This window comes from Mucilaginibacter pedocola (assembly GCF_002013915.1).
GTDB lineage: Bacteria > Bacteroidota > Bacteroidia > Sphingobacteriales > Sphingobacteriaceae > Mucilaginibacter > Mucilaginibacter pedocola.
On record NZ_MBTF01000035.1, the window covers coordinates 69159 to 81633 of the forward strand.

10 protein-coding genes are annotated in these 12475 nt (G+C 45.9%); 9 read left to right on the plus strand and 1 reads right to left on the minus strand.

The genetic code is table 11. From position 1 onward, the window contains the following. Window positions 1-4 precede the first annotated feature (4 nt). Window positions 5-1210: a glycosyltransferase gene (locus BC343_RS23100; protein WP_078350175.1), complete on the minus strand. Its 1206-nt coding sequence runs from the start codon at window positions 1208-1210 to the stop codon at window positions 5-7. Window positions 1211-1392: 182 nt separating this feature from the next. On the opposite strand from BC343_RS23100, the gene BC343_RS23105 reads away from it, so the two are divergent. The 9 genes from BC343_RS23105 (at window position 1393) to BC343_RS23145 (ending at window position 12468) form a co-directional block, all read left to right on the plus strand. Next, a complete protein-coding gene (locus BC343_RS23105; RefSeq protein ID WP_202909844.1) occupies window positions 1393-2043 on the plus strand; it encodes a class I SAM-dependent methyltransferase in 651 nt (216 codons plus the stop codon). A gap of 181 nt (window positions 2044-2224) precedes the next feature. Beyond that, window positions 2225-5059 carry a hybrid sensor histidine kinase/response regulator transcription factor gene (locus tag BC343_RS23110; RefSeq protein ID WP_162276924.1) on the plus strand — a complete coding sequence of 945 codons (2835 nt, stop codon included), beginning with the start codon at window positions 2225-2227 and terminating at the stop codon, window positions 5057-5059. 413 nt (window positions 5060-5472) lie between these two features. Further along, the gene (locus BC343_RS23115) at window positions 5473-7683 is read left to right on the plus strand and encodes a tetratricopeptide repeat protein (RefSeq protein ID WP_143822320.1); all 2211 of its coding nucleotides are present in this window, start codon (window positions 5473-5475) and stop codon (window positions 7681-7683) included. A gap of 87 nt (window positions 7684-7770) precedes the next feature. Beyond that, window positions 7771-8562: a shikimate dehydrogenase family protein gene (locus BC343_RS23120; protein ID WP_078350178.1), complete on the plus strand. Its 792-nt coding sequence runs from the start codon at window positions 7771-7773 to the stop codon at window positions 8560-8562. A gap of 4 nt (window positions 8563-8566) precedes the next feature. Beyond that, window positions 8567-9142: a gliding motility lipoprotein GldD gene (gene gldD, locus BC343_RS23125; protein ID WP_078350179.1), complete on the plus strand. Its 576-nt coding sequence runs from the start codon at window positions 8567-8569 to the stop codon at window positions 9140-9142. Window positions 9143-9257: 115 nt separating this feature from the next. Continuing rightward, window positions 9258-9893 carry an MBL fold metallo-hydrolase gene (locus tag BC343_RS23130; RefSeq protein WP_078350180.1) on the plus strand — a complete coding sequence of 212 codons (636 nt, stop codon included), beginning with the start codon at window positions 9258-9260 and terminating at the stop codon, window positions 9891-9893. 3 nt (window positions 9894-9896) lie between these two features. Continuing rightward, entirely contained in the window at window positions 9897-11123 is a 1227-nt protein-coding gene (locus tag BC343_RS23135; protein WP_078350181.1) for an FtsX-like permease family protein, read from the plus strand. A gap of 258 nt (window positions 11124-11381) precedes the next feature. Next, window positions 11382-11759 (plus strand): 30S ribosome-binding factor RbfA, encoded by a 378-nt coding sequence (rbfA, locus tag BC343_RS23140; protein WP_078350182.1) that lies wholly within the window; start codon window positions 11382-11384, stop codon window positions 11757-11759. 4 nt (window positions 11760-11763) lie between these two features. Then, a complete protein-coding gene (locus BC343_RS23145; protein ID WP_078350183.1) occupies window positions 11764-12468 on the plus strand; it encodes a peptidoglycan DD-metalloendopeptidase family protein in 705 nt (234 codons plus the stop codon). The last annotated feature ends 7 nt before the right edge of the window (window positions 12469-12475 follow it).

A 12475-nucleotide genomic window follows, 5' to 3' on the forward strand; every position in this document is an offset into this window, starting at 1 on the left:
GTAATTATTTTGCGGGATATAGTTCGCGCTCCACCGTTTCTATTACTTCGCTCAATTCTTCGGCGCGTTTGCCCCAGGTATTGCCTTCGGCTATGGCCAGGCGGCTTTCGCGTTTGGCGGTAGTGTCGGTATTTATTTCTTCCGTGAGGTGTTTCAGGAAATCCTCTTTATTATCGGCAATTTTTATCACGTCCTCAAAATCCGAGAGGTCGCTAAAGTCCGTACTAATAACCGGCAGCCCGGCGGCAAGGTATTCGTTTATCTTCATGGGGTAAATACCACGCGTAAAATCATCCTTAATAAAAGGGATAATGCCTACCGAAAATGTTTTGCTGTAGCCGGGTAGCAGCTCAGGTGCTTTAGCACCCTCCAGCTTCACGTTTTTGTATTTCTTTAATATGGCTTCGCCGCGTTCGCTTACTATTCGGCCTACAAAAGTGAAGGTGGCATCGGGCATTTGGGTAAACAGGTATTGCAGTATATCGTAATCAAGCCTGCCATCTACACTGCCTACGTAACCCACCACCTTATTGCCGGGGGTAACATCGGGGTTAAAGCCCTGGCGAAATAATGATGCTTTTACTGCATTGTTCACCACATAGCAGCGTTGGGTTTCGTCGCATTTGCTTTTGAACAACCCCTTGGAGGTAACAATAACAGCATCAACCATTTTCATCAGCTTTTGCTCCAGCTTTACGCCATGCTTGCTCAGCCAGGGGTGTGCCCCTTTTACTTCATCGTAGCAATGGTAAATAAAGGTTTTCTCATTAAAACGCCGCCCCGTCATTACACCCATTCCCGGGTTGAAGGATACGAAATTGATCAGCTCATGGTTCATGTTCAGCTGTTTCAGCGCCTTGCGTATGGCCCGGCGCATTAGCCAACCGTTGTAGTTAAGCATGGCCCGGTAAAATTTACCATCGGGCAAAAAGCTCACCGGGAAAACAAGGGGAGGGGTAAGGATATAAACAGTGCCGCTATTTTCGGTATTTATTGTGCTGATACGGGTTTTTAAACCAATAGCCTGCACATAGTCGAGCTTGTTTTTTCCTTTTACGCCGGTAAGGGCATCTTTGTAGGTGTAAGGGTTTTCTACAAACAATATCTTGTTGCTTGCCGACAAAACCTTCATCAGTTCAACAACCGCTTTTATATAATTGCCATGCCATTCGGTGCCGCTTATGCACAGTATATTGCGGTTGTTTAGCATATTGGGGGGACGTTTTGTTTGTGCTAAGCTAATAATATTATTTTCAAATTTTCACAACCAGCAAGTGTAACCATTACAATATTGCCACAGCCGCTGTTTTTTTATTCAAAATCGCCTATATTTAAAACGGCAAATTTTAAGCTACCCTTTTAAATATAGCAACAGCAAATCCCCTCATAAACATGCCCATAGAAGAAAACATTTACGTACATTATGGCTGCGGCCAGGCTGCACCTCCCGAATGGAAAAACTTTGATGTGTCGCCTACGTTGCGGATACAAAAAACACCTATTTTAGGTACCATACTCAAAAGCAGCCTGGGGCAGGTTTTTGATAAAAATGTTCAGTATGGCGATATTACCGATGGTTTGCCGGGTATTAAAGACGGTACCGTTAGCGGCGCTTATTGCTCGCACGTGTTGGAGCACATGTCGCTGGAGCATTTTCGTATAGCCTTGCGCAATACCTATAAAATGTTGAAACCGGGTGGCATATTCCGCATTATTATGCCCGATTTGGAAGTGCTGGTGCGCGATTACGTGAACGATAAGGATGTGAAGAAAGACCCTGAAGCATCTATCACGCTTATAAAACGTATGATGATGGGTGTAGAAGTACGCCCGCGTAACTTTATGGCTGTTACCAAGCACCTGTTTGGTTACCTGGAGCACCTGTGGCTGTGGGACTGGGAATCGACCGAGAAAGAGCTGCGCGAAGCAGGTTTTACCAATATACGCCGCTGCGAATTTAACGACAGCGCCGACCCTATGTTTAAGCTGGTAGAGAACCGCAAACGCTGGGAGCTGGTGGTTAAGTTTGAATGTATTAAGTAGTACAACAACAATATTTTAAAAAAGCTGTATTCGTCTTTTACGGAAGGTGGATACAGCTTTTTTTATGCCTTTTTTCGATGAAGCGAGCAATAATTAACCATTAATACAGCAGTAGCGGTTTTTATTTGCTTTAAATTAATTAAGTTAGCAAATAGTTATGCCCCCGAATAATTACCGCTATATGATGAGGCCATGGGCCCTTTTATTTTTATTCCTGTTTTTAAGGCCGTTTGCTGTTTCTGCGCAAACCCATTTGCGCAAACCTTTTATTGATAAGCTGCAAGCCATTGGCGATATAGACTCTGCTAAACGCTATGCAGATTCGTTGACCGGCATTGCTAAAACGCAAAACGATAAATTGTTCGAAGCGAAGGTTTTATTTACCCTATCCTATAAGTACTACAAAAAAGGGCTGGAACGGGTTGCCCTCGACTATGCGCACCAGGCAGGTAAGGTGGCATCGCCTGCCGACTCTACCACATACGTACAAACCCAAACCATGATTGCCTGGATGCTGAGCCGTAACGGCGATACGCAGGGCGGTTTAAAAACAGCATTCGCTATTTTGCGCGAAACCGAGAAACACGGCTGGAAGACTTTGCGTATCGATTGCAAGGTTTGCATTGCCGACTTGTTCCGCCCGGTGCATAATATTGCTAATTCGGTTAAGTTTTCGCAACAGGCGGCAGACGAAGCGCTGACCCTGCGCGATACAGGACGCTATATTAGCGCATTGAGCATGGTGGCCTATGGCTATGGCGATATGCGGGGTAAAAACGATGCCGAATCTGACCAATATCTTGCCAAAGCAGTTACTTACTTGCAGCAACTATTGGCCAAACCCTTTGCCGACAAACTGGGCACCTTCCAAAAGATAAATTTGATGGGTAACCTGGGTACCTTTTACGAAGGGCTGGAAAAGTACGATGAAGCCGAAGCCATATTAAATAAAGCGCTTGCTTTAGCTACTGAGCAAAAATTCCTGACGCTGCAAAAGCACGACCTTAACCAGCTGATGTCGTTGAATGTGAAACGAAAACATTTTGACAAAGCAGTTGCCTATGCTAACCAGGTATTAGCGCTGCAATCTGAAGCCAATAGCAGCCGGCCTTTGCAACTGAACGTTTATAAAGAGGCTACCAAAGCATATGCCGGGGCCAGAGATTTTGAAAAAGCCTATAAATACTCTGAAAAGGCCCGCGTGCTGAACGATAGCATGCTTGCCGATGGCCAAAGTAAGGCTACTGCAGAACTGGATAAAAAGTACCAGAACGATAAACAATTGTTGCTGGCCGCCAACCGCAATACCTTACTTAAGCAAGAACGCAATTTCATAATTCTTATAGCTGTTATCCTACTTATAAGCGGGGCAATAGTTTACCGTTGGTATGTGCTCAAAAAACAAAAAGAGGCAAAGCTACTGGCCGAAGAGAACCGGCAATTGGCCCGGCTCGATAACCTTAAAAGTAAGTTTTTGGCCAACGTGAGCCACGAACTAAAAACACCGCTTACTCTGATAATGGGGCCTGCGCAGCAACTGCTCGATGGTAGTGTAACTCCCGTGCAGCAGCAAAGCAATCTTTTAACCATTGGCCGCAATAGCAAAAAACTGTTGGGCATAGTTAACGAACTGCTCGATATAGGCAAATTGGAGGCCGGCAATCATTCGCTAAGGCTTGCACCCGTTAATTTACAGAGCCTTGTAAGGCTGATATACCAAAGTTTTGCCTCTGCTGCCGAGTATAAAAATATCACCTACACACTAACCGCTAATATTGATGAAGGGCTATTTGTATCGATAGATAAGGATAAGTTTGAGAAGATAGCCAATAACTTCATCAGTAATGCCATTAAGTTTACCCCGGCATACAAGAGTGTTAATGTTGTGGCAACGTTTGGCAAGGGGATGCTGGTTTTTAGTGTGGAAGATAATGGTAACGGTATATATCCCGATGACCTGCCATATGTGTTCGATAGGTATTACCAGGGCAAACAGGACGAGAAAGTTGCCGAAGGCGGCACCGGCATAGGCCTTTCTATAGCCAAAGAGTTTGCCGAATTAATGGGAGGCCGTATAGAAGTGGCGAACCGTTGGGGAGAGGGCGCGTTGTTCACAGCGCATATTCCTTTAGCCGAAGTAATAGTTACCCAAAGCGAAATACCGGTAGCAATATCTGCTGTAGCAAAACCCGCATACACTGCTTTTGCCTCTGAAGTGCGCCCGCTTATTTTACTGGCAGAAGACCATGCCGAGATGTCCGCATATATATCATCGGTACTTGGCCCCTACTATGATACCCTTGTGGCAAGTAATGGCAAGCATGCTTTACAATTACTTGAAACTTCTGCACAATTACCCGCCTTGATAGTATCCGACGCTATGATGCCGGAGATGAACGGCTTTGAATTATTGGAAAAATTAAAAGCAGACCAAAGGTATTACCACATTCCGGTTATAATGCTTACCGCACTGACCGATAACCAAAACCGGATTAGGGCGCTGAATATAGGTGTAGACGATTACCTGGCCAAGCCTTTTGTTGCCGAAGAATTATTGGCGCGCACAGCAAATCTGTTAAACAATGCCTCAGGCAGGGCGACAGTGGGGATCACCGATGCCGAAGACGCTGCCGAGAGCGCACAAATGGATGCGGCAGATAACAGCGGCCTGGAAAATAAACCCACCTCCAACTCTCCTGCCGATTTGGTGTGGCTTGCCGGTCTGGAAGAAACGGTGAGGCAATTTATAGGCACAACCGACCTGAACCTTGCCATGTTAAGTTACGAAATGGCAATAAGCGAGCGGCAATTGTTCAGGCGCATCAAAAGCATCACCGGCCTTACGCCCAATAAGTATATCCGCACCATACGCCTGCAAATAGCCCGCGAGGCTATTGATAGCGGCAAGTATCGCACTATGGCCGAAATAGCCTACCTGGCAGGGTTTGAAACACCCGCCTATTTCAGCAAGTTATTCAAAGAGCACTACGGCCGGGATATAAGCGGCCTCCTTTAGCCATTTTAGGCGTTTATTGGCAGTTTGCGGAGGTATGTATACACTTTGTGGCGGTTTTGTACACCAAAGTGGCGGTTTTGTACACGTATTTGGCAGTTTCTTTCGGCTCTTAGGGGCGAAGTTTGCTTAAAAATTAAACTTATGGATTTAATATTTAACGAACAAAAACCCGCTATGAAGAAAACTGTTCAACAAGAGGCAAGTATTGAGTGCACGCGTTGCGGCCGAAAAGACTGTGATAGAATAAAGCGCGGATTCTTCATACGCACTTTTCTTCCCTGGTTACCACTAAAACATTATCGTTGTGAAAATTGCGTACGCAACTTTTACAAACTTTAGTCCGTATTACAACATAGATGTTTAAGTACTATTTATTTTTATAAACCAATAATTAGTACTTTAGTATTTATTGTTTGATACGGAAAATGCAGCCTGCCGAAACCACTGAAAAAAGAGCTATACACCAGTTACTGGACGATGCTTACACCAACCGTGTGCACAATCTTAAGTATAGCGTAAAGCTGGCTGCCGAAGCCCTGCAACTAAGCCGTAACCTTAACGATAAGGGATTAATTGGCAAGAGCCTTAATCAGCTCTCTTTATTTTACATGATACAGGGCGCCTACAAGCGCTCTATCCACATGGCTAAAGAGGCTATTCGGTATTTTGAAGAACTGCATGACGACCGCGGCGTTGCCGATGCCAAGTACAGTATAGCCGGTGTTTATTACAAAACCGACAACTACCACCTCGGCCTTATTTGCCTTTTCGATTGCCTGAAGATATACCGCAAATACGACGACCACCATAACGTGGCGCGTACGCTAAAATCCTTAGGTACTATATACGAGTATTTTGGCGACCCCAAAAATGCCATACGCTCTTATGAGGCAGCTATCGAATCTGCGCGGCGGGTTAAGGATATGAATTTGGTATCCAACGCTTTTAACCCATTATCGGGCATATACCTTAACCAGGGAAAAATTGATAAGGCACTGCGTATAATACAAGATTCGATAGCCATTAAATCGAAAACGGGCGATATACGCGGGCTGGCCTTCGCACTGTATGGCCGTGGCAAAATTTATGTGGCTACCGGGCAATTGCAGGAAGCCGAGAACGATTTCAGGAACGCGATAGACATACACGTTAACGCCGGCGAAAAGCTGGGTTTGGGCATGGCCTACCAAAAAATGGGCGAACTTTACATGGCTCAGGGGAAGCTGGAGAAAGCAAAAGCCATACTGCAAAGATGCCTCGATTTTTGTAACCGCTACACCATAGCCATCATCCGGTTTAAATGCAATTACCTGCTTTACAAGGTAAGCAAAATGGAGAACGATACGGTGAAGTCGCTGGAATACCTGGAGCTTTACCTGCACCAAAAAGAAGCGGTCATCAATACGCAGACGCTAAAGGTGATAGAGAATTACGAGCTCATCACCAAAATGGAATCGATGGAGAAAGAGGCTAAGCTGAAGAAAGAACGCGAGGCCATTGAAGAAAAACAGAAGCGCGCCGAGCAATCAGCCCGGATGAAGCAGGAGTTCTTATCTACCATGAGCCACGAGATACGTACGCCGCTCAATGCCGTTACCACCATCACCTCCATGATAACCGAACGCGAAGCCTATGATAAGGAACTGATGGAGTCGCTTAAATCGGCATCAAACAACCTGCTGCTGGTTATAAACGATATTTTAGATTTTACCAAGCTCGATTCGGGCAAGGTAGAGATAGAGAACCGCCCATGCCCTTTTAATGAGTTGCTTGATAGCCTGATAAAAACCTACAGCAGCCTGGCCCACAAAAAAGGCGTAGAGTTGGAACTAAAAAGGGGCGAAGGCATATCAGACTGCTACGAGGTTGACGAAACCAAGCTATCGCAAATACTGGGCAACCTTATTAGTAATGCTGTAAAGTATACCGATAAAGGTGCTGTTACCCTTGGTTTAGAAAAAATAGCCGCCGAGGGAGACGTAGACACCATTCGCTTTAGCGTTACCGATACCGGCGCAGGCATACACGAAGACCATTTTGAGGAGATATTCGAAACCTTCTCACAGCCCAAATCCATTACCACGCGCAAGCAGGGGGGCTCGGGACTGGGATTGGCCATCGTAAAAAAGCTTACCGGATTATATGGCAGCAATGTAAGCGTGAAAAGCAAACTGGGCGAAGGCTCAGAGTTTAGCTTTGATATTCAATTGAAGCGGGCCGTTATACCCGGCAGAGCAGTACCTATGACCGCCGAAGGCCTTAAAGGGAAAACCGTGTTGTTGGCGGAAGACAATATGATAAATGCCATGGTAGCGCGCAAGTTGCTATCTAACTGGGGTATTGTGTCCGAGCATGCCGTGAACGGCTTAGAGGCTATTGAAAAGGCCCGGCTAAAAACCTTCGATTTTATATTGATGGATATACACATGCCCGAGATGAACGGCTTTGATGCTACCGAGCAAATACGCCTGCGCGTAAACCCTAACAAGGCTACCCCTGTGTTTGCACTCACGGCCGATATTACGGCCGAAAGCAACGAAGAATACAAAGGCTATTTTAACGGTTTCCTGCGCAAGCCTATCGAGATAGACCGCCTTTATATGGCCTTGCTACAGTCGAGCTAAGTGCTGCGGCATAAAAAATTATAAAACCTCATCCTTTGTTGCTAATATTACCGTTATCAAATTATCGTTGTTTATTTGCGCCATCAAATGAAAAAATACGGGCTCATCGGCTTTCCGCTTTCGCATTCATTCTCTAAAAAATATTTTACCGAAAAATTTGTTGCGGAGCATATTGAGGACTCGAGTTACGACCTGTACCCGCTGGAGCATGTGGATGGATTGATTAACCTGCTGCACAGCAACCCCGAGCTTTGCGGTATTAATGTTACCATTCCGCATAAGGTAAATGTGATGAAATACCTTAACTGGATAGAGCACGATGCTAAAAACGCCGGGGCGGTTAACTGTATTAAGGTAATTAGCGAAAGCCCGGTATCGGCAGCCTTCTCGGGTGAGTTGGGTATTGGCGGGCACGATTTACGGCTGGAAGGCTACAATACCGATATACATGGTTTCGAGGGTTCGCTAAGCCCGTTGTTAACACATCATCACGATAAAGCGCTGATTCTTGGCGATGGTGGTGCAGCCAAAGCAGTAAAATGCGTGCTGGATAATAAAGGGATAGATTACGTTTGCGTAACCCGCAAACCCGTTGAAGGCAATATACTATTCGACGACCTGACGGTAGAAATGATAGCTGAGTATAAACTCATTATCAACACCACACCCATAGGCACATACCCTAATGTAGATGAATGCCCGCCCATACCTTACGATGGTGTTGGCGAACACCATTTATTGTTCGACCTGGTGTATAACCCGCCGCTGACTAAATTTTTGCAAATGGGCGACGAGCGCCGTGCCACTACCAAAAACGGTTACGAAATGCTGGTACTGCAGGCCGAAAAGGCCTGGGAAATATGGAACTCTAACGATTAATACATTGAAGTACTTCGCGCTATCTATACTGATATTACTACTTGCTGCCTGCGGCGGTGCTCCCGATTATTCGCCAAAACCGCGCGGATTTTTCCGCATTGTATACCCTAAAAAGGAGTATCAGCAATATGCCGAGGGCTGCCCTTTTACTTTCGAATACCCGAAGTATGGTAAGATAGAGCCTGATAAGTCGCGCACGGCACAGCCTTGTTGGCAAAACATACAGTTCGATCAGTTTAATGCAACACTGCATTTAAGCTATCAGCCGGTAACTTCCCCGAAGGAGTTTAACGAGTTGATAGAAGATGCGCACAAGCTTAGCTTTAAACATACTGTAAAAGCGTCCTCTATTGATGAAGCGCTTATAGCCTATCCCGACAGGAAGATCTACGGCATCTATTACACTATTGACGGCAATGCCGCATCGTCCGCACAATTCTTTTTAACCGATAGCACCAAACACTACCTGCGCGGGGCGCTGTATTTTAATTCAGAGCCAAGGTTAGATTCGATTCAGCCTGTTTTAACCTTCCTGAAAAAGGATGTGGACAGGATGATAAAAACATTTAAGTGGAAGTAAGCTTAAAGCGGAAAGTCTAAAGCCGAAAGCCTCAAGTCAACCACATTAAAGCTCTGCTTTCTTAGCTTTAGACTTTTAGCTTTCTGCTTTCGCCTCCATAAACTACCTTTGCGCTATGGCAAACATCCGGAGCTTTTTAAATAACCCTTACCAGGAAAATACCTACATATTATTTGATGATAGCAAAGAGTGCGTTATCATAGACCCGGGCATGTATACCGCGTTGGAGCAAAACCGGGTGGTAACTTTTATAAAAGAGAACGGCTTAAAACCCGTAATGCTGCTGAATACCCATTGCCACGTAGACCATGTGCTGGGCAACCGCTTCGTGTTCGACCAATATGGTTTGAAGCCGCGCTTTCACGAAGGCGAATCGGAAGTACTGGCTTCGGTAGTGGCGTACGCGCCCTCGATGGGGTTCAGGTACGATGCCTCGCCACTGCCCGATGAATACCTGCCCGAAACCGGCACCATCAGCTTTGGCAATACCGAACTGCAATTGATATTTGCCCCGGGCCATTCGCCCGCACACTTATGCTTTTACGATAAGGATGCTAATATTTTGGTAGGCGGCGATGTGCTTTTCCGCAACAGCATTGGCCGTACTGACTTGCCGGGTGGCGATTATAAAACGCTGGTAAAAAACATCGAAGAAAAACTTTTTGCCCTGCCCGATGATTGTACCGTATACCCGGGCCATGGCCCTGAAACCACTATCGGCTTCGAAAAAGAAACCAACCCATACCTGTAGGCATTGAATACCTCCATCTACATAGCTAAAAGGTACCTGTTCAGCAAAAAACAGACGCATGCCATCAATATCATCTCCGGGATATCCATGCTCGGTGTGTTGGTGGGCAGTGCTGCGCTGATCATTATCCTTTCGGTGTTCAACGGCTTGGAAAAGGTAATACTATCCCTCTACAGCGATTTTACACCCGAGCTTAAGATAGAACCCCGCCTTGGAAAAACCTTCGATCCAAATACACCCTACCTGAAACTGCTAAGTAAAGACGACCGTATATTCTCGTACACCGACGTTTTGCAGGAGCGCGTACTTATTAAATATGGCGAGAAACCATTCATAGGCACAATAAAAGGCGTAAGCGACGATTTTTTGAAAAAAAAGGAACTCGACAGCATTGTGCACTATGGTTCATTCACGCTGAAGGATGACCGATACCAGTTCGCCGTTATAGGTACCACTATACAAGCCAGCCTGGGGGTGAGTTTAAAGGACCAGTTTACGCCATTGCAGATCTATTCGCCAAGGCGTACCTCGGGTAGTTCTAACAACCCGATGAACGATTTTGTATTCCGCACCATATTGCCATCAGGTATATTCGGCATACAGCAGGAATTCGACGACCAGATGGTAACGCCCATCGAGTTCACCCGTGGATTGCTTGATGAGCCGGTGAATGTATCGGCCATCGAAATAAACCTGAAACCCGGTGCCGATATTGATGGTATGCAGGATGAGATAAAGGAGAAGATAGGCGAAAACTACGTGGTAAAAAACCGCAAGGAACAAAACACCGAGTTGTATAAGACCATCAACTACGAGCGCTGGTCCATTTTTATGATACTTACCTTTGTGCTTATTATTGCCATATTCAACATCGTAGGTTCGCTTACTATGCTGGTGATAGATAAACGAAAGGACATAGCCATTTTAACCAGCCTGGGTGCCGATAAACGCTTGATACAAGGCATCTTCTTTTTTGAAGGGATGATGATATCGACCATTGGCTGTATCAGCGGGGTTGTGCTGGGCACCATTATTTGCATACTGCAACTGGAGTTTAGTTTTGTAAAAATGGGGGCTAAGCTTTCGGTGCTGGATGCTTACCCTGTAGCATTTAAGGCGAGTGATTTCCCGCTGGTGTTTGGTACGGTAGGGGTGATAGCTGTAATTGCAGCCGGCATTAGCGCACGGTTGAGCGTGAAGGGCTTGGATGAAATAAAACAGGACTTGTAGGGAAATATGAGCGGTTTTTTAAGTTCCCCTCTTGAGAGGGGGCGCGATGGGAAACAGCGGTGGCAGGGGTGTGTTAGCCACCATGCGACTGAGACAAACCGTCGAAACACACCCCTAACCCCTCTCAAGAGGGGAACCATAGTTCAATAAAACATAGGCCTAATAAAAGAAAACTCATTATTATCAGTAGCTTTAACTTTCTGCTGTTATAAACACAATAAAACAAACTCATTTGCCTAACCCGCGTTATTAATCATCATGGAATCAAAACGTCAGCAAAAATTTGCCGGGGTAATTCAACAGGACCTGGCCGCAATATTTCAACGCGAAGGCATGAACTATTTGCCCAATACCTTAGTAACCATTACCAAAGTGCGCGTAACGCCCGATTTGGCCATAGCCCGTATATTCTTAAGCTTCTTTAACGGAACCAACAACCAGCAGGCGCTGGCCACTATAAAACTGCACGCATCAGAAATTCGCTATAAGCTGGGCGCCCGCATAAAAGACCAGGTGCGCGTAATACCGCAATTGGAATTTTTTGTAGACGATACCAGCGACTATGTAGAGCGTATGGATAAGATATTCGAAAAAATAAGCAAAGAAGACCGCCAGCCCGATACCGAAGAGAACTAAGCAGATGCACGCTACCGAAAAACTGGCGGCGGCACTTGCCCAATATGACGGTGTTGTAGCCAAGGTGGTGGATTTTGATGCGGTTGCCGACAAGCTTTACAGCCTCGACCTAACGGCCGCCAACACCGAGCTTGACCCGGATATGGTGGCAGATACTGCAGCCTTTAGCCAATACATCGACAGGAAACTTGCCGAAAATAATTGCCGCTACGCTATTGGCGGCTATATGGAACACCGCACCATATACGCCCGCAGCGCCCATTTTGACACGGAAGACGAACCGCGCCGCCTGCATTTGGGTATTGATATTTGGGGCGATGCCGGTACAGCTATTTATGCACCTTTAGATGGTACCGTACACAGCTTTCAGGATAACGACAACTTTGGCGATTACGGGCCTACTATTATTTTAGAGCATAATGTGGCCGGGCTTAAACTATATAGCCTCTACGGTCATTTAAGCAGAACCAGCCTGTCCGGTTTAGCTGAGGGGCAAACCATTAGCGTGGGGCAGCAGGTAGCTACCCTTGGCGATGCCGATGAAAACGGGCATTGGCCACCGCACCTACATTTTCAACTGATGCTGAATATCGGAGATGCTAAGGGTGATTATCCTGGCGTGGGGAAGTATTCTGAAAAAGGGAAATTACTGGCTAATATACCCAACCCGGGGCTGTTATTACAAATGGGTGATATAATTAAGGCTTAGCAGGTTA

Coding starts and splice junctions, on each gene's coding strand:
- BC343_RS23110 (WP_162276924.1), top strand. CDS start 2,225: ATGATGAGGCCATGGGCCCTTTTATTTTTATTCCTGTTTTTAAGGCCG.
- BC343_RS23130 (WP_078350180.1), top strand. CDS start 9,258: ATGGCAAACATCCGGAGCTTTTTAAATAACCCTTACCAGGAAAATACC.
- rbfA (WP_078350182.1), top strand. CDS start 11,382: ATGGAATCAAAACGTCAGCAAAAATTTGCCGGGGTAATTCAACAGGAC.
- BC343_RS23145 (WP_078350183.1), top strand. CDS start 11,764: ATGCACGCTACCGAAAAACTGGCGGCGGCACTTGCCCAATATGACGGT.
- BC343_RS23120 (WP_078350178.1), top strand. CDS start 7,771: ATGAAAAAATACGGGCTCATCGGCTTTCCGCTTTCGCATTCATTCTCT.
- BC343_RS23100 (WP_078350175.1), bottom strand. CDS start 1,210: ATGCTAAACAACCGCAATATACTGTGCATAAGCGGCACCGAATGGCAT.
- BC343_RS23105 (WP_202909844.1), top strand. CDS start 1,393: ATGCCCATAGAAGAAAACATTTACGTACATTATGGCTGCGGCCAGGCT.